General features: G+C 59.8%; 22 protein-coding genes and 3 tRNA genes. 14 read left to right on the top strand and 11 right to left on the bottom strand.

The genetic code is table 11. The features are described 5' to 3' along the window. Positions 1-43: 43 nt before the first annotated feature. Positions 44-1,297, bottom strand: coding sequence for a tyrosine--tRNA ligase (gene tyrS, locus BMZ42_RS06195; protein WP_091519967.1), 1,254 nt, complete (start codon positions 1,295-1,297; stop codon positions 44-46). A gap of 105 nt (positions 1,298-1,402) precedes the next feature. Between tyrS and BMZ42_RS06190 the strand changes: the two genes are divergently transcribed. Both BMZ42_RS06190 and BMZ42_RS06185 read left to right on the top strand, forming a co-directional pair. After that, entirely contained in the window at positions 1,403-2,515 is a 1,113-nt protein-coding gene (locus tag BMZ42_RS06190; RefSeq protein ID WP_091519964.1) for an anhydro-N-acetylmuramic acid kinase, read from the top strand. Between the two features lie 78 nt (positions 2,516-2,593). After that, entirely contained in the window at positions 2,594-3,442 is an 849-nt protein-coding gene (locus BMZ42_RS06185; RefSeq protein ID WP_175556649.1) for a phosphatase PAP2 family protein, read from the top strand. 45 nt (positions 3,443-3,487) lie between these two features. Here the strand turns inward: BMZ42_RS06185 and BMZ42_RS06180 are convergent, their stop codons facing one another. Beyond that, positions 3,488-4,162, bottom strand: a complete 675-nt coding sequence (locus BMZ42_RS06180; protein ID WP_091519959.1) for an alpha/beta hydrolase — start codon at positions 4,160-4,162, stop codon at positions 3,488-3,490. Positions 4,163-4,391: 229 nt separating this feature from the next. On the opposite strand from BMZ42_RS06180, the gene BMZ42_RS06175 reads away from it, so the two are divergent. The 7 genes from BMZ42_RS06175 (at position 4,392) to sufA (ending at position 11,426) form a co-directional block, all read left to right on the top strand. Continuing rightward, a complete protein-coding gene (locus BMZ42_RS06175; protein ID WP_091519956.1) occupies positions 4,392-5,546 on the top strand; it encodes a cysteine desulfurase family protein in 1,155 nt (384 codons plus the stop codon). A 141-nt stretch (positions 5,547-5,687) separates the two neighbouring features. Further along, on the top strand, positions 5,688-7,199 hold the full coding sequence (sufB, locus tag BMZ42_RS06170; RefSeq protein WP_091519954.1) for a Fe-S cluster assembly protein SufB: 1,512 nt from the start codon (positions 5,688-5,690) through the stop codon (positions 7,197-7,199). Between the two features lie 30 nt (positions 7,200-7,229). Continuing rightward, positions 7,230-7,985, top strand: a complete 756-nt coding sequence (gene sufC, locus BMZ42_RS06165) for a Fe-S cluster assembly ATPase SufC (RefSeq protein ID WP_091519952.1) — start codon at positions 7,230-7,232, stop codon at positions 7,983-7,985. A 9-nt stretch (positions 7,986-7,994) separates the two neighbouring features. Continuing rightward, on the top strand, positions 7,995-9,260 hold the full coding sequence (gene sufD / locus BMZ42_RS06160; protein WP_091519950.1) for a Fe-S cluster assembly protein SufD: 1,266 nt from the start codon (positions 7,995-7,997) through the stop codon (positions 9,258-9,260). A 59-nt stretch (positions 9,261-9,319) separates the two neighbouring features. After that, positions 9,320-10,561: a cysteine desulfurase gene (locus BMZ42_RS06155; RefSeq protein ID WP_091519947.1), complete on the top strand. Its 1,242-nt coding sequence runs from the start codon at positions 9,320-9,322 to the stop codon at positions 10,559-10,561. 5 nt (positions 10,562-10,566) lie between these two features. Then, entirely contained in the window at positions 10,567-10,950 is a 384-nt protein-coding gene (locus BMZ42_RS06150) for an SUF system Fe-S cluster assembly protein (RefSeq protein ID WP_091519944.1), read from the top strand. 86 nt (positions 10,951-11,036) lie between these two features. Further along, a complete protein-coding gene (sufA, locus tag BMZ42_RS06145) occupies positions 11,037-11,426 on the top strand; it encodes a Fe-S cluster assembly scaffold SufA (protein ID WP_091519942.1) in 390 nt (129 codons plus the stop codon). 166 nt (positions 11,427-11,592) lie between these two features. Here sufA and BMZ42_RS06140 read toward each other — a convergent pair whose 3' ends face one another. Then, the gene (locus BMZ42_RS06140; RefSeq protein ID WP_244523192.1) at positions 11,593-13,104 is read right to left on the bottom strand and encodes a DEAD/DEAH box helicase; all 1,512 of its coding nucleotides are present in this window, start codon (positions 13,102-13,104) and stop codon (positions 11,593-11,595) included. A 241-nt stretch (positions 13,105-13,345) separates the two neighbouring features. Next, positions 13,346-14,119, bottom strand: coding sequence for an NAD kinase (locus BMZ42_RS06135; RefSeq protein WP_091519937.1), 774 nt, complete (start codon positions 14,117-14,119; stop codon positions 13,346-13,348). Between the two features lie 131 nt (positions 14,120-14,250). Between BMZ42_RS06135 and BMZ42_RS06130 the strand changes: the two genes are divergently transcribed. Continuing rightward, positions 14,251-14,326: transfer RNA gene (locus BMZ42_RS06130), tRNA-Thr, on the top strand. 118 nt (positions 14,327-14,444) lie between these two features. Here the strand turns inward: BMZ42_RS06130 and BMZ42_RS06125 are convergent. From BMZ42_RS06125 to BMZ42_RS06105, 6 genes are all read right to left on the bottom strand, one after another. Then, entirely contained in the window at positions 14,445-14,780 is a 336-nt protein-coding gene (locus BMZ42_RS06125) for a cupredoxin domain-containing protein (RefSeq protein ID WP_091519935.1), read from the bottom strand. Continuing rightward, the gene (locus BMZ42_RS06120) at positions 14,777-15,301 is read right to left on the bottom strand and encodes a DUF4142 domain-containing protein (protein ID WP_091520294.1); all 525 of its coding nucleotides are present in this window, start codon (positions 15,299-15,301) and stop codon (positions 14,777-14,779) included. The genes BMZ42_RS06125 and BMZ42_RS06120 overlap by 4 nt, the downstream gene beginning before the upstream one ends. A gap of 62 nt (positions 15,302-15,363) precedes the next feature. Beyond that, entirely contained in the window at positions 15,364-16,050 is a 687-nt protein-coding gene (locus BMZ42_RS06115) for an RNA polymerase sigma factor (RefSeq protein WP_091519933.1), read from the bottom strand. A gap of 55 nt (positions 16,051-16,105) precedes the next feature. Continuing rightward, positions 16,106-16,432: a hypothetical protein gene (locus tag BMZ42_RS17750; RefSeq protein ID WP_139207866.1), complete on the bottom strand. Its 327-nt coding sequence runs from the start codon at positions 16,430-16,432 to the stop codon at positions 16,106-16,108. 148 nt (positions 16,433-16,580) lie between these two features. After that, positions 16,581-18,197: a GMC family oxidoreductase gene (locus BMZ42_RS06110; RefSeq protein WP_091519930.1), complete on the bottom strand. Its 1,617-nt coding sequence runs from the start codon at positions 18,195-18,197 to the stop codon at positions 16,581-16,583. A 48-nt stretch (positions 18,198-18,245) separates the two neighbouring features. Then, positions 18,246-18,620, bottom strand: coding sequence for a sugar dehydrogenase complex small subunit (locus BMZ42_RS06105; RefSeq protein ID WP_210185204.1), 375 nt, complete (start codon positions 18,618-18,620; stop codon positions 18,246-18,248). A 259-nt stretch (positions 18,621-18,879) separates the two neighbouring features. Here BMZ42_RS06105 and BMZ42_RS17960 point away from each other — a divergent pair, with 259 nt between their 5' ends. Then, positions 18,880-19,056 (top strand): hypothetical protein, encoded by a 177-nt coding sequence (locus tag BMZ42_RS17960; protein WP_175556648.1) that lies wholly within the window; start codon positions 18,880-18,882, stop codon positions 19,054-19,056. Positions 19,057-19,098: 42 nt separating this feature from the next. Here BMZ42_RS17960 and BMZ42_RS06095 read toward each other — a convergent pair whose 3' ends face one another. Beyond that, on the bottom strand, positions 19,099-19,962 hold the full coding sequence (locus tag BMZ42_RS06095) for a TrmH family RNA methyltransferase (protein ID WP_091519922.1): 864 nt from the start codon (positions 19,960-19,962) through the stop codon (positions 19,099-19,101). A gap of 220 nt (positions 19,963-20,182) precedes the next feature. Between BMZ42_RS06095 and BMZ42_RS06090 the strand changes: the two genes are divergently transcribed. The 3 genes from BMZ42_RS06090 to tuf all read left to right on the top strand — a co-directional run bounded on the left by BMZ42_RS06090 (position 20,183) and on the right by tuf (position 21,707). Next, positions 20,183-20,267 (top strand) — tRNA-Tyr (locus tag BMZ42_RS06090). A 22-nt stretch (positions 20,268-20,289) separates the two neighbouring features. After that, a tRNA-Gly gene (locus BMZ42_RS06085) sits at positions 20,290-20,363 on the top strand. 168 nt (positions 20,364-20,531) lie between these two features. Continuing rightward, entirely contained in the window at positions 20,532-21,707 is a 1,176-nt protein-coding gene (gene tuf, locus BMZ42_RS06080) for an elongation factor Tu (protein WP_091519920.1), read from the top strand.

Below are 21,707 nucleotides of genomic sequence, written 5' to 3'. Positions count from 1 at the left end.
GAGCCGGCGATCTGCGAGATAGCCGGCGCCAGGCGCTTTCGGATCAGACTGGACGAACGAGAATGTGCTTCTTCTTGCCCAGTGACAGCTTGATGATGCCGTCGGCAGTGACATCGGCAGTACCGACCAGTTGCTTCTCGTCGCTTACCGCCGCGTCGTTGACGCGAACTGCGCCGCCCTGGATGTGACGACGGGCTTCGCCGTTCGAGCCGGCGAGGCCGGCTTTGACGAACAGCGCAAGAATACCGATGCCATCCTCAAGTTCGCCGGCGGCGATTTCGACGCTTGGCAGAGAGTCGGCCAGCGTGCCTTCTTCGAACGTCTTACGGGCGGTCTCGGCTGCTTCCTCTGCTGCCGCGCGTCCATGAAGCATGGCGGTGACTTCAGTCGCCAGAATTTTCTTGGCGTCGTTGATTTCGGAACCACCAAGCGCAGCCAGGCGCGCGATTTCGTCCATCGGCAGCTTGGTGAAGAGCTTGAGGAACTTGATGACGTCCGCGTCTTCGGTGTTACGCCAGTACTGCCAGAATTCGTAAACGGGCAGCAGATCGGCGTTGAGCCATACGGCTCCGGATGCCGACTTGCCCATCTTGGCGCCCGAGGCAGTCGTCAGCAGCGGCGCGGTGAGCGCGTAAAGCTGCGGCGTGCCCATGCGGTGGCCAAGGTCGATGCCGTTGATGATGTTGCCCCACTGATCGGAGCCGCCCATCTGCAGGCGTGTGCCGTAGCGCTTGTTCAGTTCGACGAAGTCGTAGGCCTGAAGGATCATGTAGTTGAATTCGAGGAACGACAGCGACTGTTCGCGATCAAGCCGCGTTTTGACGCTGTCGAAGGACAGCATGCGGTTGACCGAGAAGTGACGGCCGACATCGCGCAGGAATTCGAGATAGTTGATCGGACGCAGCCAGTCGGCATTGTTGATCATCATCGCGCCGTTGCCGGGCTTGTCGTAATCGAGGTACTGCGCAAACGCACGCTTGATCGACGCAATGTTTGCCTCGATCGTGTCGAGCGTCATCAACTGGCGGGCTTCGTCCTTGAACGACGGATCGCCGACCATGCCGGTGCCGCCGCCCATCAGGGAGATCGGGCGATGACCGGTTTCCTGGAACCAATGCAGCATCATGATCTGCATCAGGTGACCGACATGCAGGCTGGAGGCTGTCGGGTCATAGCCGATATATGCCGTCACCGATTCCTTCGCGAGCAGGTCATCGAGGCCGGATTCATCGGAAATCTGGTGGATGAAACCGCGCTCTGAAAGCGTGCGGAGAAAATCGGACTTGAAGGCGGACATGATCGTGCTTTCCGTAGGGACTGTGCCAAGCCCGCGCGTGTTAATGGCGCGGGAACCAGGCGGCTTTAGCATCTAAAACGCAAGAATCACAAGGACGACGGCAAAATGGGCCTGAAATGCGCGATTGGATTGATGAGCGGCACCTCCATGGATGGCATCGACATCGCCGTGGTGGAGACCGACGGAGAGCAGATCGTGCGCCGTGGCAGCAGCGGCTTTTTCGCCTATGACGCAACCTTTCGTCAGCGCATCGAACGCGCCCTCGAAGTCGCCCGCACGATCAAGGATCGCGATGAGCGACCGGGAGACCTCGCCGATCTCGAGCGCGAAATCACAGTGCATCACGCGGATGCGGTCCGTGCATTTCTAGCGGCGTACCCGGCGCTACGCCCCGATCTGATCGGCTTTCACGGCCAGACGGTGTTTCATGCGCCAGATCGGGGCATGACCGTGCAGATCGGCGATGGCGAGCTTCTGGCGCTTGAAACCGGCCTGCCGGTGGTTTGGGACATGCGTGCCAACGACATGCGCCATGGTGGACAGGGTGCCCCTTTGGTTCCGGCCTATCATGCGGCACTGGCGGCGTCGCTGGATGACGAAAACCGGATGATGCCGGTCTGTTTTGTCAATATTGGTGGCATTTCGAACATCACCTTCGTTCCGCAGGAAGGAGATCCGATTGCGTTTGATAGCGGTCCGGGCAATGCGCTGATCGATCAGTGGATCGGTCTGCATACCAACATGAGTTTCGATGCAGATGGCCGGATCGCTGGACAGGGGATGGTGGTAGAGGAGGTGGTGTCCGAGTATCTCGGTTCGACCTTCTTCACCAAACCTGCTCCCAAGTCTTTGGACAGAAACGATTTTGATCTGATTCATGTCAAGGATCTTGCGGTCGCGGATGGTGCACGTACGCTCGCAGCGGTCTCTGCGCGGGCCATCCACGCTTCTGTTCGGTTGCTGCCTGAAGAACCGCGCTTGTGGATTGTTGCTGGGGGTGGCCGGAAGAATCCTCACATCGTTGGCGACTTGCGGGACGCTGTCGCCGGTTCTGGAAAAGTGCTGATGGCAGAAGATGTCGGCCTCGATGGGGATGCGATGGAAGCCGAGGCATGGGCCTATCTGGCCGTGCGCGCCAAGCGTGGATTGCCGCTGACTTTTCCAACGACGACGGGCTGTCTTCAGCCAGTGTCGGGGGGATTGCTTGCAACACCGTAAGCTGCGGTGCCGAGAATGTGCCTCGCAATTCCCGGCAAAGATGTTTACCGGTGCCAGCGGATCTAAGGAATGCCTGACATGAGCGATCGGCAGCGAGAAACGACGCCTGAGAACGGAACACGCATGCCGCGCCTGAAGGCGGCCGTCGGGCTGTCCTTCGACAATTCGCGCCGGACGGTCGCAATCTTGCGTCGCCGCGCAGGAACAAGGCGCAGCCGGTTCCCGAAGATAGCGTGGCAGATGCCGGCGCTGATCGTTGTGACGCTGACCGTGATCTGTTTTTTGGTGCTTGACGACGCTGCCGGCGCGTTTCGGGGGCAATGGGCAGGCTCCGCCGCAGCGCTGGCGACACGCATGACAGATGTCGGGCTCGGAGTCTGGTATGTCGTGCCGGCTGTCCTGGCGCTGCTCGCCGTCAACCAGATCGACTGGACGCGCGCAGCCGGCCAGCGGCTTTTGCTGCTCTATAACTGGACCGTCCTGGCAGCTTTCGTACTGATGTCAGTTGGCGGAGCGTTGTTATTTTCCAACATCATCAAGCGCATCATCGGTCGCGCGCGCCCGGTCCACTACCAAGAGCATGGAATTCTGGCGTTCGACCCGTTTGCACTGGATGCAAGCTGGGCGAGTTTTCCCTCCGGACATTCGGCAACGGTGGGAGGGGTGGTCGGCGCGCTGGTGCTGATTTGGCCAGCATCGCGCTGGGTAGTAGTGCCGGCGGGAATGTGGCTTGCGGCCACGCGCATCGTCGTCGGTGCGCATTATCCGAGCGACGTGGTGATGGGTTTTTCGCTGGGTGTTGCCTGGGCCGTCATTGCGGCTGTCCTGTTTGCGCGATTTGGCTATTTGTTCGCGAGGACCGAAGTGGGGTTGCCGAAGATCAAGCGCAGTTTCAGGCTGATCCCCGGCATGTCCAACAAGGGGTGAGCTGCGGCAGTAGCTGATGAGCCCTGCCGCCGCTCAAGACCTGCCTTAGCGCAGGCGCTTTGGGCGAGGGTCGGCCAGTTCACCGGCCAGACGGCGGTCGAGATAGTCTGCGCATTCTTCGATCAGCTCTTCGGTATGATCGCTGAAGAAGTGGTTTGCGCCCGCCATTGTCTTCTGGGTGATGGTGATGCCCTTTTGCGTGTGGAGCTTGTCCACGAGCACCTGAACATCCTTCGGCGGGGCAACCTTGTCCGCATCGCCATGGATAATCAGCCCAGATGAAGGGCAGGGCGCCAGGAACGCGAAATCGTAGGTGTTGGGCTGCGGCGCGATCGAGATGAAGCCTTCGATTTCGGGGCGCCGCATCAGAAGCTGCATGCCGATCCACGAGCCAAATGAATAGCCTGCGACCCAGCAGCTCTTTGAGTCGGGATGGAGCGACTGCACCCAGTCGAGAGCCGCGGCAGCGTCCGACAATTCGCCGACGCCGTGGTCGAATTCGCCCTGGCTGCGGCCGATGGAGCGAAAATTGAAACGAAGGACTGTAAAGTCGCGCTTCTGGAACATATAAAACAGATCGTAGACGATCTTGTTGTTCATCGTGCCGCCGAACTGCGGGTGCGGATGCAGAATGATGGCGATAGGGGCGTTTTTTTCCTTGGACGGCTGATAGCGACCTTCAAGTCTGCCAGCAGGACCGGTGAAAATAACCTCAGGCATATCGTCTCCATTCACGAAAAAACATCAAGGCGGCGCGCCACGTAGTTTGAAAACCCGCGCACTTGACGGAGCGCCGACGTCCGCCTAGAAGCTACTTTAGAATTGTTCAAAACTGATGGACGCTATTTTCCTCAGCTTGTGATGCCGGTAGATAGGACGGTCGGCCTTGCAATTTCAAGGAAATTCGCTGTCCGGCGACTGAACCCAGCACCAAGGAGCCCAAAGCCGCATGAAGTCGCCTCGAGCCTATCTGGATCATAACGCGAGCGCGCCGCTATTGCCGGAAGCGCGGGCGGCGATGATTGCGGCTCTGGACCTGACGGCGAACCCTTCTTCGGTGCATCATGAGGGGCGCGAAGCCCGGCGTATCGTGGAAGCGGCAAGGCGGGACGTCGCAGCGCTGTGCAATGCAAAGCCTGAGCATGTGGTCTTTACCTCGGGTGCCAGCGAGGCCGCGGCGCTTGTCCTGACGCCCAACTGGAAGATGGGGCGCGCATCGCTGACTTATTCACGGCTCTATGTCGCTGAGACCGATCATTCGATTGTCGTCGGTGGCGGGAGGTTCCCTGCAGAGCAGGTCGTATTTCTGCCGGTCGACGCAATGGGCATCGTCGATCTTGCCGCGCTTGAGGCTGCTCTGGCTGCGCATGACAAGGCCGAGGGGCTGCCGCTGGTGGCCGTGCATCTGGCAAATAACGAATCGGGCGTGATCCAGCCGGCAGCGCGAATCGCCAGGATCGTGCATGATGCAGGTGGCGTGTTCGTTCTTGATGCCGTGCAGGCGGGAGGGCGCATTTCTCTCGATGTTTCAGAGCTTTGCGCGGACTTCCTGATTCTGGCTGCGCACAAGATCGGCGGCCCGAAAGGCGCTGGCGCATTGATCGGCACCAGCGACGTGCTGATGCCGGCAGCGATAGCCGCTGGTGGCGGGCAGGAGCGCGGGCATCGCGCCGGGACCGAAAACTATGCAGCGATTGCCGGCTTCGGTGTGGCGGCACGACGGGCGCGGGAAAATGTGGCGCGCGCGGGCGACCTTGAGCAGCGGCGCGAGCGGATCGTCGCCATACTGCGCGAGATTGCGCCAGACGTGACGATATTTGGCGAAGCGACCCACCGTCTGCCGAACACCGTGTTCTTCTCGATCCCCGGCGTGAAGGCAGAGACGTTGCTGATTGCGCTGGATCTGGCAGGTGTTGCGGTTTCGGCGGGGTCGGCCTGTTCTTCGGGAAAGGTCGGCGCCAGTCGGGTTCTCAAGGCGATGGGATTTGGCGACACGGTCAGTGGGGTGCGGGTTTCGGTTGGCCACGAGACAAAGGGGTCCGAGATCGAGCAGTTCGCGATCGCACTGCACGATTTCATGAAGCGGCGAAGCAGGGCCGCGTGACCCACAAAATTCGGGTCTCTGCCATGCAACAGGTGCAATTGGCCGAAGCCTGCATTATGTAACCCGCATACCGCGTTCAACGCGTTCATATGCGATTTCGAAACTGCCGGGCCTTGAACCCGGCGAGATTGGAGAGCGCCGATGGCAGCTGTACAGGAAACAATCGATCAGGTTCGCTTGCTCGATGTTGACCAATATAAATACGGATTTGAAACCGAGATCGAAACCGATCTGGCTCCCAAGGGGCTGGACGAGGACATCATCCGCTTCATTTCGGCCAAGAAGGACGAGCCTGAGTGGATGCTGGAGTGGCGTCTCGGGGCGTTCCGCCGCTGGCTGACGCTGACCGAGCCGAACTGGGCGCGCGTCGACTATCCGAAGATCGACTTCCAGGACATCCACTATTACGCCGCCCCGAAGAACCAGACCGGCCCGCGTTCGCTTGACGAGGTCGATCCGGAACTGCTGCGCGTCTACGAAAAGCTCGGTATTCCGCTGCGCGAGCAGGAAATCCTCGCTGGCGTTCAGAAGGACGTCGATTCGGAAGAGCCGAGCGACAATGTCTACGCATCCGGTCGCGTCGCGGTCGATGCGGTGTTCGATTCGATTTCGGTTGTCACGACCTTCAAGGAAGAGCTGGCGAAGTCCGGCGTGATCTTCTGCTCCATTTCCGAGGCGGTGCGCGAGCATCCGGAACTGGTGAAGAAGTATCTCGGCACTGTCGTGCCGACGACCGACAACTATTACGCCACGCTCAATTCGGCGGTCTTCACCGACGGATCGTTCGTCTACATCCCGAAGGGCGTTCGCTGCCCGATGGAGCTGTCGACCTATTTCCGCATCAACGAGAAGAACACCGGCCAGTTCGAGCGCACGCTGATTATCGCCGATGAAGGCTCGTACGTTTCCTATCTGGAAGGCTGCACGGCGCCTCAGCGCGACGAGAACCAGCTGCACGCTGCAGTGGTCGAGCTGATTGCGCTCGACGACGCCGAGATCAAGTATTCGACGGTCCAGAACTGGTATCCCGGCGACAAGCAGGGCAAGGGCGGCATCTACAACTTCGTCACCAAGCGCGGCGATTGCCGTGGCAAGAACTCGAAGATCTCGTGGACACAGGTCGAGACCGGTTCGGCGATCACCTGGAAATACCCGTCCTGCATTCTTCGCGGCGACGGCTCGCAGGGTGAATTCTATTCCATTGCGGTGTCGAACGGCCACCAGCAGATCGATTCCGGCACCAAGATGATTCATCTGGGCAAGAACACGCGCAGCCGGATCATTTCGAAGGGTATTTCGGCAGGCAAGTCGAGCAACACCTACCGTGGTCAGGTGTCGATCCATCGCCGCGCCGAAAATGCGCGCAACTTCACCAATTGTGACTCGCTGCTGATCGGCAACGACTGCGGCGCACACACCGTGCCCTATATCGAGGCGAAGAACTCGACCGCCAAGGTGGAGCACGAGGCGACGACCTCGAAGATCTCCGAAGACCAGCTGTTCTACGTGATGCAGCGCGGCGTTCCCGAAGAAGAGGCCATTGCGCTGATCGTCAACGGCTTCGTCAAGGATGTCATTCAGGAGCTGCCGATGGAGTTCGCTGTCGAAGCACAGAAGCTCATCGGTATTTCGCTCGAAGGTTCCGTCGGCTGAGGCCGTCCACGTTATTCAGGAAGACACAACATGCTAGAGATCAAGAACCTCCACGCGCGTATCGCAGAAGACGGCACGGAAATTATCCGCGGCTTGAACCTGACGGTCAACAAGGGTGAAGTTGCCGCCATCATGGGCCCCAACGGCTCGGGCAAGTCGACGCTGTCCTACATTCTGGCAGGACGCAGCGACTATGAAGTGACCGAAGGCGACATCCTCTACAACGGCGAGTCCATCCTCGAGATGGACCCCGCGGAACGCGCCGCATCCGGCATCTTCCTTGCCTTCCAGTATCCCATGGAAATTCCGGGCGTAGCGACGATGGAGTTCCTCAAGGTCGCCATGAACGCGCAGCGCAAGGCGCGTGGCGAGCCGGAACTGAAGATCCCTGAGCTGCTGAAGCTCGTGAAGGAAGCAGCCGGAACGCTCAACATCGACATGAACATGCTGAAGCGCCCGCTCAATGTCGGCTTTTCCGGCGGTGAGAAGAAGCGTGCGGAAATCCTGCAGATGAAGCTGCTGCGTCCGAACCTTTGCGTGCTGGACGAGACCGATTCCGGCCTCGATATCGACGCGCTCAAGATCGTTTCGGACGGTGTGAACGCATTGCGTTCGCCGGATCGTGCGTTCCTCGTCATCACGCACTATCAGCGTCTGCTGGAGCACATCGTTCCTGATAGCGTTCACGTTCTCTACAAGGGTCAGGTCATCAAGTCCGGTGACAAGTCCCTTGCGATGGAACTGGAACAGAATGGTTATGCCGGTGTCATCGGCGAAGCAGCCTGAGGTGGATCAATGAACATTCATGCTTCCGCTACGCTGACTCCGGCAGAAGCGGCACTGGTTGACGGGTTCGCGCAGCGCGTATCCGAATTGGCCGGTGATGCCGGGGTGGCGCTGAATCGCGACAACGCGATCGAGGCGATCAAGAACGGATTGCCAACTCGCCGGGTTGAGGCCTGGCATTACACCGATCTGCGACGTCTGCTGAACGCCGTGCCTTCTTTCGATCCGGCCGCACGGCCGGCGGCATTGAAGCCGTTGCTTGAAGGCTCTGCGGTGCTGTCTGTCAGCAATGGCGTTGGCGGTGTCATCGCCAGCGTGGATGGCGTCGAGATCGAGCGCTTCCAGGATCTTCTGCTGGCGGGCGATGCACGTGCCGCACTCGCGCCGGCAGACTCCGCCGATGCGATCGCTGCAATCAACACTGCACTGGTGTCTGATGGCTTTGCTCTGGCCGTGCCAGCAGGCGCAGACATTGCAACGCCTATCGAGTTGCAGAACTTGCAGGCAGGTGGGCAGGTTCATGCCCGTTTTCCGGTGACTGTCGGAGCTGGAGCACGGGTGACCGTGATCGAGCGTCAGGCAGGCACGGGCGATACCCTCGCAAGCTCGGTGACGACGCTTGATGTTGCTGATGGTGCTGAAGTTCTCTACGTGGTCGTGCAGGAACAGGGTGAAGGCGCAAGCCACCTTGGACAAATGCGGATTACGCTCGGCAAGGACTCCAAGCTCACGCTTTTCCTGATGAATATCGGCGCCAAGCTGGTGCGTCAGGATCTGGTGATTGCAGCCAGGGGGGAAGGCTCTGACTTCAACCTGCGCGGCGTCAATCTTCTTGGCGGCGACACGCATTGCGACGTGACGATGGTGCTTGACCACCTCGCGCCGCACACGACGTCGACGGAGATCATCCGCAATGTGATCACGGATCGTGCTCACGGCGTGTTCCAGGGACAGATCCGGGTTGCGCGGGATGCGCAGAAGACTGACGCGAAGATGGCGTGCAACACGCTGCTTCTGTCGGACGACGCGGAATTCTCGACCAAGCCGGAACTTGAGATTTTCGCTGACGACGTCGCTTGTGGGCACGGTGCTACCGTTACCGAGATCGACAACGATCATCTGTTTTATCTGATGGCGCGTGGCGTCGACGAGAAAACCGGTCGTGCGATGCTGATCAAGGCGTTTCTTGCGGAAATCATCGAAGAGCTTGAGAGCGAGGAACTGGTTGCAGTGCTCGAAGCCAAGCTTGATGACTGGTTTGCCAAGCACGCTTGACGGACAGGCCGGCGGCGGTGACGCCGCCTGGCCACCTTTTTCGGAAAGGCTGAAAGCAGATGGATCAGAAAGTCGAAAACCCTTCTTACGACGTCGAGGCGATCCGGCGCGACTTTCCGATTCTGGCACGTCAGGTTCATGGAAAGCCGCTGGTCTATCTGGATAGCGGCGCATCGGCCCAGAAGCCGCAGGTTGTGATCGACGCGATCACGCATGCTTATTCGAACGAATACGCCAATGTGCATCGTGGCCTGCACTTCCTGTCGAACGCGGCGACCGACGCCTATGAGCGGTCACGTGAGACGGTTCGACGGTTTCTGAATGCCACCAGCGTGGACGAAATCATTTTCACCAAATCGGCGACCGAGTCGATCAACACGGTCGCCTATGGCTGGGGCATGCCAAACATCGGCCCCGATGACGAGATCGTCATCACGATCATGGAGCATCACTCCAATATCGTTCCGTGGCACTTCATTCGGGAGCGCCAGGGCGCAAAGATCGTATGGGTGCCCGTCGACGATGACGGCGCATTTCACATCGAGGATTTCGAAAAGGCGCTGAGCCCGCGCACCAAGCTTGTTGCCGTGACGCATATGTCGAATGCGCTTGGCACTGTCACGCCGGTGAAGGAAATCTGCCGGATTGCTCGCGAGCGCGGTATCCCGACGCTGATCGACGGTAGCCAGGGCGCGGTTCATCTGCCGGTCGACGTACGGGACATTGGCTGTGACTGGTATGTCATGACCGGCCACAAACTCTACGGGCCGTCGGGCATCGGTGTTCTCTACGGTCGAAAGGACATGCTGTCCGCCATGCGCCCCTTCATGGGCGGCGGCGAAATGATCGAGACGGTGACCGAGGAGGGCGTAACCTATAACGACCCGCCGCACCGCTTCGAAGCTGGAACGCCGCCGATCGCCCAGGCGATCGGGCTAGGTGCGGCGCTGGAGTATATGGAGCGCGTCGGACGAGAGAGCATTGCCGCACACGAGGCAGACCTTGTCGCCTATGCGCATGAGCGACTGAGCCGGATCAATTCCTTGCGCATTATCGGGAATGCGCCGGGCAAGGGTTCGATCGTCTCGTTCGAGCTGGAAGGTATCCACGCGCACGACGTTTCGATGGTGATCGATCGGTCAGGTGTCGCTGTCCGTGCCGGTACGCACTGTGCGCAGCCGCTGCTGAACCGGTTTGGCGTCACTTCAACGTGCCGCGCTTCGTTTGCGATGTATAATACACGTGCAGAGGTCGATGTACTGGCAGAGTCCATCGAGAAAGCACGGACATTTTTTGGGTGACGTCTATGTCGGATATAACAACAGACAACGCTTCCGCGCCGGACGATGGGCTGCATGCAGAATCGGCAATCCCGGCGGAAGAGATTGCGCGCCTGACGGACGATATCGTCAGCGCCTTGAAGACGGTTTATGATCCCGAAATCCCTGCCGACATCTACGAACTCGGCCTGATCTATCGGATCGACATCGAGGACGACCGGTCGGTCAAGATCGACATGACCTTGACCGCGCCAGGATGTCCCGTGGCAGGCGAAATGCCGGGCTGGGTCGAGAATGCCGTCAACACCGTTGAGGGCGTCTCCGGCGTCGAGGTGAAGATGGTCTTTGATCCGCCATGGACGCCGGATCGGATGTCCGAAGAGGCGCAGGTGGCAGTCGGCTGGTACTGATCGCTTGCGCAAAGCGCGATCTTTCACCATGTTCTGCTGAAATGGACATTCTGCCGGCCTTGAACCGGTGACGAGTGGAGATGACGATGGGCAGATTTCAGATCATGGCGGTGACGGACGCCGCGGCGGCTCGCGTGCGCGAGATCGTTGAGGCTCGTGAAGGCGCGATGGGCATTCGTGTCGGCGTCAAGAAGGGCGGCTGCGCCGGCATGGAGTATACGATCGATCTCGTCACCGAGCCGAAGGCAGGCGACGACCATATCGAACATAACGATGCGCATGTCTGGGTCGCACCCGAAGCGGCTCTGTTCCTGCTCGGGACACAGATGGACTTCGAGAAAACGACCTTGCGCACCGGCTTTACCTTCCACAATCCGAACCAGTCGTCCGCGTGTGGCTGCGGCGAATCGGTGGAGCTGAAGCCCGCAGATCTTAAGACGCTCGCCGAAGCGCGTGCCGCAGCGGCGGCAAGCTAACGCGCGAATCTGAAAGATCGCGACGCGCTTTAGGTTCCAGCAAATTCCGGACGCAAAACCGCTTCGCACTGTTACTGGAATTGCTTACCTGACATTCAGAATCAAAAAGGGCAGCGTCGAGCTGCCCTTTTTGTTTGTTGGAAAACGTCCTGACCTTTCGGTCGGCTCATTCGCCTTGCGTCACGTTTTTTACCGGCGGCTCGATCAGCATGAATGCCGGTATGTCATCACCAAATCCGATGGGCGAGGGGCCGTCATCGTCGCGGCGCCAGTCGCGCGAGCGCTTGTGCTCGTCATGACGGCGTTCAGGGCGAGCCTTACGCTCTGCATTTTCAGCGCGGATTGCATCGCGACGCGACTGCTTTTCTTCCACCTCGGCAGCTGGAGCTGTCGTTTCAGCCTCAACCACGGCGGGTTCTGCCGCCTTGGGCGCGGTTGCAGCCTTCTGCTCCGAGCCACGACGGCCTCTGCCGGAAGACGAAGCGCGACCCCGCTCACGTCCACGGCTGCGGGGAGCTTCGCTCTCGGTGTCGACCGCGGCAAGAGTGGAGATGTCTCCATCCAGCCAATCGATTTTCCGCGCGATCAGCGTCTCGATAGCATCGAGGTATTTCGTGTCGCTGCGGGTCACGATCGTGAAGGACTTGCCGGTCCGTCCCGCGCGCCCGGTGCGCCCGATGCGGTGGACATAGTCTTCCGAGTGGATCGGTACGTCGAAATTGAACACGTGCGAGACTTCTGGAATGTCGAGGCCACGCGCGGCCACGTCTGACGCGACGAGGAGCTTCAGCTTGCCATCGCGGAATGCGCTGAGCATCGCCATGCGGGCGCGCTGATCCATGTCGCCATGGAGTGCGCCGGCGTCGTAGCCATGCTTGACCAGCGAGCGGAACAGTTCCGACACGTCGACCTTGCGATTGCAGAAGATGATCGCGTTCTGGATTTCCGCGCCTTCCGCCTCGAGCAGACGGCGCAGCGTTGCGCGCTTGTCCCAGCTCTTGGAGTTGGACTTCACGAGCGCTTGCGTCACGGTCGTCGCGGTCGATGCTGCCTTGGCAACCTCGACGCGCACGGGCGCGTGCAGGAACTGCTCAGTCAGCTTGGTGATTTCCGGCGGCATCGTTGCCGAGAAGAACAGGGTCTGACGGGTAAACGGAATCAGTTTCGCAATACGCTCGATGTCGGGAATGAAGCCCATGTCGAGCATACGGTCAGCTTCGTCGATGACGAAGGTCTCGACACCGGTGAGCAGCAGCTTGCCGCGCTCAAAATGGTCGAGAAGGCGACCAGGTGTTGCAATCAGCACATCAGCGCCGCGCTGAAGCTTCTTTTCCTGTTCCTCGAACGACACGCCGCCAATCAGCAGCGCGACGGTGAGGCGATGATTCTTGCCGTATTTGACGAAATTCTCTTCAACCTGCGCAGCGAGTTCGCGCGTCGGCTCCAGAATCAGGGTTCGTGGCATGCGCGCGCGGGCGCGGCCTTTTTCAAGGCGCGTGATCATCGGCAGCACGAAGGCGGCAGTCTTGCCGGTTCCGGTCTGGGCAATGCCGAGCACATCCTTGCCTTCCAGCGCGTGCGGAATCGCACCGGCCTGGATCGGGGTAGGGTGGGTGTAACCGGCGTCGGTGACGGCGGACAGTACTTTCTCGGAAAGGCCTAGATCGGCGAAAGTCACTGTGTTGGGCTCAGCCGTCGTTTCGGCCAGGACTTCAGTCTTATCGTCTGATGACACGTTATGGCTGTCTTTGCTGTTTCGCGGTTTTGGGAGCCGCCGCATATGCGCCCTTCAAGTTCACGCGAGGCGCGAACGTCCAACCGTGGCGTTAAGACGCGAGAGGCAAATTGTCAACGGCGCATGCGATAAAACGCGGATTTTGCGTCGATAACGCCGCAATATGATTACGTTTAGCTCAATTTCAATACCGAAACTGTTCGTTCAATATGCGCTCGTCCCATGAGTGGCTTTCGTCGAAAAGCAATGTGACGGTGCGCGATCGGGACTCCCGAACCGTCACTGAGGTGACGGACCGTACCTCGACATGGTCTGCGACTGCGTTGACCGGCCGCTTTTCGGTTTCGAGAATATCGAAACGCACAACCGAATGGTTGGGTAGCAACGCGCCGCGCCAGCGTCGCGGACGAAACGGGCTGACTGGCGTCAGCGCCAGCAGCGGCGCATCCAGCGGCAGGATCGGTCCTTGAGCGGAGAGGTTGTAAGCGGTGGAGCCGGCAGGGGAGGCGACCATCACGCCATCGCAGACGAGTTCGTCCAGCCGCACCTTGCCGTCGATGGTGATCCTGACTTTCGCTGCCTGCGCGGACTGACGAAACAGCGACACTTCATTTATTGCGCGTGCTGTCGCAACGGGGCCGTCGACCGTCTCGGCATCCATCACCAGCGGGCGAATGGTTTCGGCCACAGCTGCTGCAATTCGCTCGCGCAGATCCGTGTCGGAGTATTCGTTCATCAGAAACCCAACCGTTCCACGGTTCATTCCGTAGATTGCGCGGCCGCTGTTCATGTTCTGCTGAATCGCCTGAAGCATGAACCCGTCGCCACCGAGCGCGACGACCACATCGGCTTGTTCCATTGCGGTGTTGCCGTAGAGCGACGTCAGATGCACGGCAGCATCGCGCGCATCTGGCGTATCTGCGTGAATGAAACAGATCGCGGAATTCTTGAGGCGCATGGATCGTGACAACTGCTTTAGATAAATCGGGCCTAGAGCGGTAGCATGCGCCGCCCCCGGAAGGAAGCTGCGGAAAAGTGCCAGATTTCCCTTTACAGTACGGCCAATTGTGGTAGTTCGCTTGTCGTGATGCCCTTGTAGCTCAGTTGGTAGAGCACCTGATTTGTAATCAGGGGGTCGGCGGTTCGAGTCCGTTCGGGGGCACCATTTTTCAAGCACTTAGCAGTGAACCAAAACAGCCCTGTTTTACAGGCGGCATGTCATTTTACGCTTCACCGCCATTTGCCTCGCTGATCATCAATTCATCCGGATAGTTCGCGTAGCCTCACGCCACGATGGTGATGCGTCCTTTCATGTTCGGATGAAAGCGGCAGTAATAGTCGACGCTGTCACCTGCTTCGGCAACGCGCGTGGCAGTTTTGCCGGCGGGGATCATCACTTCCCAGCCGCCTTTGACAGTTGCGGTGTGGGCCATGCGATCCTTGTTGACCCATTCGATGGTTTCGCCCGTTCTCACCTCAATCTCGGCGGGTAGAAAGACGAGGTCTTCGATCGTGACGTGGACGGCGCCGTTATGCGCACGCGCCGGTGTCTCTCTGATGATCAGTGCCGCACCTCCTGAGATCAGGAGATGCCGGCGGTTGAGATGGGGCGCGTTCATTTCAGTTCTGCCGCGACGTGTTCAGCATGCTGCTGATGGCCTTGGAATAATTTGAGACCCGTTTCGAGCAAAGCCTTCAGTTCAGCGTCCTGTGCCGACGGAATCAGCAGTGCTTCAAGCGCCTCGTTGACCTGCTTGTGATAGGCCACCTCGTTCGCGACATAGGCTGTATCGAATGCGCTGCCGTCCAATTTGCCAAGTTCCGCGCGCTTGGCATCAGCTGCGGTGACAAGGGCCTGGCTGGTTGCGTTATCTTCCGGCGTGACGCCGAGCTTTTCAACCAGTGCGAGCGCCTGCTCATTGACCGCCTGGTGGTCATCGACCATCGACTGGGCAAACTCCTTGACCTGATCGTTGGTGGATTTGGACAGAGCTAGCTTGGCCGTCTCGATGTCAATGACACCGGCGCTGTAGGCGATGTGGGCGATCTGTGGATCAGTCGGTTTGACCTGCGCAGGGGCAGTGATGGCCGTGGCGACCAGCAAGAGCGCACTGGCACCTGCAATCAAATAACTTTTCATCGAAACCTCCATCGTCCCGTTTCTTCGCGTTTTGCGGGGGACTGAGATTGGATGGCGCCCGCTCATAAAGGTTCCCGGAACCCCAGTTTATTGAGGACAGCCTGCGTAAGGCGGCTGCAGCGCACGCCCGCAAAAGGAAATGCGTCAAGCAGCAGCGGGCCGATCCGTGCTTCGACTTCGCGCTTGACCTGGAAACGTGCGCGATGAAGGCGCGACTTCACTGTGGCTGGCAGGATATCCAGAACCTGCGCGGTCTCCTCAACGCTCAAGCCCTCGATGACGCGCGCGACGAAGACCACACGGTAGATTTCCGGTAAATTGTCGCTTGCCTTCTCCACCAATTGCAGGAGCTCTTTCTGTGCCATGGATCGTTCGGGGTCGTCGGTAGATGTTGCGACGGGAAATGGAATCACGGAGGCAGTGGGCTGGAAGCCAAGGCTGGCATTCAGCTTTTCTCGTCGGCGCATTCTTCGGAGGCGACCGAGCGCCTGATTGATCGTGATCCGCGAGAGCCATGTCGCCAAGCTCGCCTCGCCCCGGAAGCCGCCGATTGCCCTGAATGCGTGCAGATAGGCTTCCTGAACAACATCTTCCGCATCGGCGTCATTGCGCGTGATGGAGCGAGCGAGCCGATAGAGGCGCTGATTGTAGCGTGTAATAATTGTCCGGATCGCGTCAGGCTCGCGCGCCTGCGCAAGGCGGATCAGGGCAGGTTCGTCGAGAGTGGACGTAGCCTGTGCCAAAGCCATGAAACGTCCTCCTTTGACCCCATGCGATGTCGCGGCAAGGAAAAGGTTCCCGCAGTTAAGCACATTTGCCGTATGGGAGCACCGAGCCATCTTGTGCGGCTCCGGCCGATTTCAGGAGCCGAGAGCGTATACCGGCGTTTTGGAGAGTCTGTGGCCGTGTCAGCTGGGCGCGACGGTAATGGTGATTGCGCGGACGCGCACCAAAATCGAAATTGTAGGAAGACGTGAAGCGATAGGCCTCGTACATGGCGCTCAACGCCCCCATGCCGGGTGCGCGCTCTGGGGGATCGCCTGAGCACAGCCACGTTTCGACCGCGCGCAGGCGCTGGTCCATGCTGGCATGCGTACCGGAGAGATGGAGGTAGAACAGGGGTTGCACCACCACAATTTCCTGACAGCGTTGACCTGAATCCCCGCTCATCGGCTGGTATCGAGCCACACTGGGCGCTGATACCGCCAAAAAGCCTGAACCCGGTATGTGGATACAGGGCGCAGGCTCATTGACGGTAATCGCAGGGCGCGTACGCAGCCTACTTGACCGTGCCAGCGATGGCGTCGACGGCGCGCAGCGAGAGTGCGGCAATCGTCAGGGTCGGGTTCGCTGTCGCCGAGGTCGGAAATGTGCCGGAGCCAAGCAAGAACAGATTGTGGTGGTTGAAGCTGCGCAGATCGGCGTCGACCACTGCGCTTGCAGCATCGGTGCCCATGCGTACCGTGCCGATGACATGCCCCGATCCGTTGACGTCCTTGGCATGGTTGATGTTGGTGGCGCCCAATGCAGCAAATACTTCATCGTGCGCCTGCTGCGCGGCGTCGAGTCCCGCGCGGGTATAATCGGAATAGTCGTAATGAATGCGCGGCAGGGGCATGCCGTTGGCATCGCGCTTGTCCGGGTCGAGCGTCACCCGGTTCTCGGCTTCAGGCGTCTGCTCGACCAGCGATGCAAGGCGAATGTGCCGTGACGTTGCCTTTTTGATCGCTGCGTCCAGTTCAGCGCCGCGCAAGCCTTGCTTGGCGAGGGCAGCCGCGGTCGACAAGGGGGCGCCGGTCGGCCAGTTGTGACCGTCATTGCCGATTTCGATGCGGAAGGCGGCGCGTTCCTTGCGGAAGTCGCCATCGCGCACGTTTTCGATCCCCGATGTCGACAACGGGCCACGATAGGGCCAGACAGGTTCCGGCGTTTCAGCCCAGCTCAGCTTGCTCGGATGGTCCATCAGATTGCGCCCGACCTGGTCGGAGCTGTTGGCGATGCCGTTTGCGGCCCCTTCCTGTGCCGAATTGAGGAGCAGGCGCGGGGTTTCGATGGCATGGGCTGCAACGACCACCACTTTCCCTTTCGCCGTGCCCGTGCTGCCATCGGCGCGGCGGAAGTCGACCGAGGCAATCTGGCCGTCCGTTCCGAGATTGAGGCGGGTCGCCGTGGTCTGATCGTAGATCACCGCACCCGCCGCCTCAGCCTGCGCCAGATGCACCGTGGCGTCATATTTGGCCTGGACCGGGCACACCGGTATGCAGGAACCGCTGCCGCAACATTGCGGGCGGTCCTCACGGTCCACGGAGTTGCGTCCTTGCGGCGTTGAGCGGACCTGGTATTTTGATCCTTCCAGCGCTTTGGCGAATTGCTTGTCGAGATAGGTCATCGGAATCACCGGCATCGGAAAGTCTCCCGAGCGCGGCGAGCCGAGATCCTCGTTATTGTCGCCGGATACGCCGATTTCCTGTTCGGCCGCCAGATAGAACGGTTCGAGCGCGTCATAGTCGAACGGCCAGTCGACGGCATGGCCGTAAAGCGATTTCAGTTTGAAATCGGCCGGGACGTTGCGCAGCGTGGTACCGAGCCAGTGCCAGGTCGTGCCGCCCACCACCTTGATATAGGTCGACTTGAACGTCTCAGGACCCATCTGCTGATAATAGTCGCCAATCCGATGGCTGAGCGGGTGCGGCGCAGTCGGATCGTTCGGGTAGGCCGATTCGGGAACCTTGATCGCGGCGTCCCAAAATGTCTGCACAGCATCGCTACGTTCGATTCGCTTGCCGCTTTCGAGAAAGGCGACCGTCAGGCCCTTGCCTGCCAGCTTGGCGCCTGCAAGCGCGCCAGCGATGCCGCTGCCGATAATCAGAACATCGACCGAAATATCTTGTGCCATGGGAAAGTTCCTTGTCCTGGATTTTGTCTGGGGCGGAAACTGGCAGAATCAGGCTTCCGGCGGCTCGGCCCAATATCCTGTGGCGCCGCCGCAATATCCCATGGGCTTGGAGTAATCCATCGCGTCCCAGAGCAGGATGTCCGTATAGTCGAGAGCATGTGGCGCGTCGGGGTCTGGCGACTCGCCGGTGTACCAGGAGGCGACAATGGAGTTCGCCAGATCGGCATCGTTGCTGCCCGCAGCTAAGGCTGCAAGCGCATCCCGTTTGCCGACGGTCGTGTAGGCATTCAGCATTGCCGATGCGATGTCTTTTGACAGACCTGATTGTCCTACCTGTTTTTCTGAAAGTGCCAGAAAGGCGTCAACATCAAGATCGGCTGCCAAGGCCAGGGTCGGCCATGGCGCCAGTGCCAACGCCGTCATCGCAGAAGTTGCACATAATAGCCCTCGCCGCGTGAGGGTCACAGATTGCGTAGTCGTCGGTGAGGACATCGTGCGGATCCTTCGTTGCGTCGTGAGTGAAGCCTACGCGCATCAATGCCCGGATGATACCCGTGGTTCCCACGATCGTGAACGCGTCGCGCCGGCACGCGTTGGCAATTTGGCAGATCGGGGACTTGGCAGTGCTCCGCATGCGCACCACATCAGCATTGCACCGATTTCCAGCAGGAGGGGCAAGCGGATGATCCGAGTGGTTGTGTTTGCACTAGTTCTGGTGGCGACGCTCTATCTGCTTGTCCGACTGGCTGGCGAGCTTCGACGGGGAAATGTCGACTGGAAAGGCGTGGCGCTCGCAGCGGGTTTTGTGATGCTGGCGCTGTATCTGCGCCGCATCACAGAGATTGGCGGTTTCGTCTGACACGTCTGGCGCGTCCGGGCAGGGGACCCTGCCCTGTGTGGCTTATTTTGACGAGGTGGTGAGGTGTCGTCCGGCCGCATACAGCGCGATGGCGGCGGCGTTGGACACGTTCAGAGACCGAATCGCACCGGGCATGTCGAGGCGCGCGAGTGCGGTGACCGTATCGCGAGTCTTTTGGCGCAGTCCCTTACCTTCCGCGCCCAGAACCAGCGCGATTCGCTCGGCGGCAAACGTCTTTTCGAGCTCGGCCGGGCCTTCCGAATCGAGCCCGATGGTCTGGAAGCCGATGTCGTGCAGCTGGCCAAGCGCGTCGGCAAGGTTGCGTACCTCGATATGATCTATGTGCTCCAATGCGCCCGATGCGGATTTGGCAAGCACTCCCGATTCGGCCGGGCTGTGGCGGGACGTGGTGATCAGCGCGCCCGCGCCGAATGCGACTGCCGAGCGCATGATCGCGCCAACATTATGTGGATCAGTCACCTGATCGAGCACCAGAACCAGTTGCGCGTCTCCCAAAGCCGAAAGCGGTTTGGGCTTCAGCGGGTGAGCTTCGAGAAGCGCACCCTGATGAACCGCTTCGCTGCCGACGATCCGGTCGATGTCGCGAGGTTCGACCATTTCGACGGGGAAGGGCAGCTTGGCGCCCTCTTCAAGCTCGAGACGAGCCAGAGCATTGCGCGTAACCATAAGACGCTTGATGCGGCGAGCCGGATTATCGAGCGCAGCGCGGACCGTGTGCAGGCCATAGAGCCGCACAAGCCCGTCTGTCGGCAGATCTCCTGCTATGACGCGTGGCCGCGGTCTGCCTGATTGAGCCGACGCGTCGCCTGTGGTGTCCCGGTGGGCCCGGCGCAGACGCGCATAGTGGCTATCTTTGGGGGTTCTGGATTTGTCATCTGATTTCATGAGCCCTCTATAGACGGCTCGCAAGGCCGTGAACAGCGCAAGACGAACGCCGGGTAGGGCAGACAATCGCTCGAGAGCAAAAATACTCCACAAAACAGTCACAAGGCGTGTTGACAGCGTCGGTTCGGAAAGCCATAAGGCGCTCCAGATTGTCGGCGGCAACTTCAACGAAGCCAACGACATCCCGCATGTGCCTCGTCACATGGTTCCGGCGCAGTACGGAGGAATGCCCGAGTGGTTAAAGGGGACGGACTGTAAATCCGTTGGCTATGCCTTCGTTGGTTCAAATCCAACTTCCTCCACCACTGCGCCAGGGAACCTTGATAGGCGGGTATAGCTCAATGGTAGAGCAGCAGCCTTCCAAGCTGAATACGCGGGTTCGATTCCCGCTACCCGCTCCAAGGTGCACTCCAGCGCGCAAGCGCAAGTCCGTCTCGAAAGGCGTGGGATGTGCACTCCTCGCACCCCGATCGTCATCGATTCCGACAAAGTGCTTGTCTTTTGTGGCGTCAGTCGCTAATCGCCCGCACTGACACAACCTGCATCCATGGTGCCAAAGGGATATTACAATGGCCAAAGGTAAATTTGAGCGTAACAAGCCGCATGTGAACATCGGTACGATTGGTCACGTTGACCACGGCAAGACGTCGACGACGGCTGCGATCACGAAGTTCTTCGGCGAGTTCAAGGCGTATGAGCAGATCGACGCCGCGCCTGAAGAGAAGGCCCGCGGCATCACGATCTCGACGTCGCACGTTGAGTATGAGACGCCGAACCGTCACTACGCGCACGTCGACTGCCCCGGTCACGCTGACTATGTGAAGAACATGATCACCGGTGCCGCTCAGATGGACGGCGCGATCCTGGTTGTTTCGGCTGCTGACGGCCCGATGCCGCAGACCCGCGAGCACATCCTGCTCGCCCGTCAGGTTGGCGTTCCGGCGATCGTGGTGTTCCTGAACAAGGTCGACCAGGTTGACGATCCGGAGCTTCTCGAGCTGGTCGAGCTGGAAGTTCGCGAGCTGCTGTCGTCGTACGAGTTCCCAGGCGACGATATTCCGATTGTTGCCGGTTCGGCTCTGGCTGCGCTTGAAGACTCCAACAAGGAGATCGGTGAAGACGCAATCCGCAAGCTGATGGCTGCAGTTGACGAATACATCCCGACGCCAGAGCGTCCGGTTGACCTTCCGTTCCTGATGCCGATCGAAGACGTGTTCTCGATCTCGGGCCGTGGTACGGTTGTGACCGGTCGTGTTGAGCGCGGCATCGTCAAGGTTGGCGAGGAAGTCGAGATCGTCGGCATCCGCGACACGTCGAAGACGACCGTGACCGGCGTTGAAATGTTCCGCAAGCTGCTCGATCAGGGCCAGGCTGGCGACAACATCGGTGCTCTGGTTCGTGGCGTTGGCCGTGAAGACGTTGAGCGCGGTCAGGTTCTGTGCAAGCCAGGTTCGGTCAAGCCGCACACCAAGTTTGTTGCAGAAGCCTACATCCTGACGAAGGAAGAGGGTGGCCGTCACACGCCATTCTTCACCAACTACCGTCCGCAGTTCTACTTCCGTACGACGGACGTGACGGGCATCGTGACGCTGCCGGAAGGCACGGAAATGGTGATGCCGGGCGACAACATCACGGTTGACGTGACGCTGATCGTTCCGATCGCCATGGAAGAGAAGCTGCGCTTTGCTATCCGTGAAGGCGGCCGCACCGTCGGCGCCGGTATCGTCGCAAGCATCACTGCATAA

It is taken from the genome of Aquamicrobium aerolatum DSM 21857 (genome assembly GCF_900113935.1).
GTDB lineage: Bacteria > Pseudomonadota > Alphaproteobacteria > Rhizobiales > Rhizobiaceae > Aerobium > Aerobium aerolatum.
This window is presented reverse-complemented; position numbering and strand designations above follow the sequence as displayed.

Bases quoted from the DNA above. Each gene is read 5' to 3' on its own strand.
- BMZ42_RS06175 (WP_091519956.1), top strand. From the start codon at position 4,392: ATGAAGTCGCCTCGAGCCTATCTGGATCATAACGCGAGCGCGCCGCTA.
- tyrS (WP_091519967.1), bottom strand. From the start codon at position 1,297: ATGTCCGCCTTCAAGTCCGATTTTCTCCGCACGCTTTCAGAGCGCGGT.
- BMZ42_RS06185 (WP_175556649.1), top strand. From the start codon at position 2,594: ATGAGCGATCGGCAGCGAGAAACGACGCCTGAGAACGGAACACGCATG.
- BMZ42_RS06095 (WP_091519922.1), bottom strand. From the start codon at position 19,962: ATGAAATCAGATGACAAATCCAGAACCCCCAAAGATAGCCACTATGCG.
- sufD (WP_091519950.1), top strand. From the start codon at position 7,995: ATGAACATTCATGCTTCCGCTACGCTGACTCCGGCAGAAGCGGCACTG.
- tuf (WP_091519920.1), top strand. From the start codon at position 20,532: ATGGCCAAAGGTAAATTTGAGCGTAACAAGCCGCATGTGAACATCGGT.
- BMZ42_RS17960 (WP_175556648.1), top strand. From the start codon at position 18,880: ATGATCCGAGTGGTTGTGTTTGCACTAGTTCTGGTGGCGACGCTCTAT.
- sufA (WP_091519942.1), top strand. From the start codon at position 11,037: ATGGGCAGATTTCAGATCATGGCGGTGACGGACGCCGCGGCGGCTCGC.
- BMZ42_RS06135 (WP_091519937.1), bottom strand. From the start codon at position 14,119: ATGCGCCTCAAGAATTCCGCGATCTGTTTCATTCACGCAGATACGCCA.
- sufB (WP_091519954.1), top strand. From the start codon at position 5,688: ATGGCAGCTGTACAGGAAACAATCGATCAGGTTCGCTTGCTCGATGTT.
- BMZ42_RS06180 (WP_091519959.1), bottom strand. From the start codon at position 4,162: ATGCCTGAGGTTATTTTCACCGGTCCTGCTGGCAGACTTGAAGGTCGC.
- BMZ42_RS06125 (WP_091519935.1), bottom strand. From the start codon at position 14,780: ATGAACGCGCCCCATCTCAACCGCCGGCATCTCCTGATCTCAGGAGGT.
- BMZ42_RS06105 (WP_210185204.1), bottom strand. From the start codon at position 18,620: ATGACGGCGTTGGCACTGGCGCCATGGCCGACCCTGGCCTTGGCAGCC.
- sufC (WP_091519952.1), top strand. From the start codon at position 7,230: ATGCTAGAGATCAAGAACCTCCACGCGCGTATCGCAGAAGACGGCACG.
- BMZ42_RS06115 (WP_091519933.1), bottom strand. From the start codon at position 16,050: ATGGCTTTGGCACAGGCTACGTCCACTCTCGACGAACCTGCCCTGATC.
- BMZ42_RS06110 (WP_091519930.1), bottom strand. From the start codon at position 18,197: ATGGCACAAGATATTTCGGTCGATGTTCTGATTATCGGCAGCGGCATC.
- BMZ42_RS06155 (WP_091519947.1), top strand. From the start codon at position 9,320: ATGGATCAGAAAGTCGAAAACCCTTCTTACGACGTCGAGGCGATCCGG.
- BMZ42_RS06150 (WP_091519944.1), top strand. From the start codon at position 10,567: ATGTCGGATATAACAACAGACAACGCTTCCGCGCCGGACGATGGGCTG.
- BMZ42_RS06190 (WP_091519964.1), top strand. From the start codon at position 1,403: ATGGGCCTGAAATGCGCGATTGGATTGATGAGCGGCACCTCCATGGAT.
- BMZ42_RS06120 (WP_091520294.1), bottom strand. From the start codon at position 15,301: ATGAAAAGTTATTTGATTGCAGGTGCCAGTGCGCTCTTGCTGGTCGCC.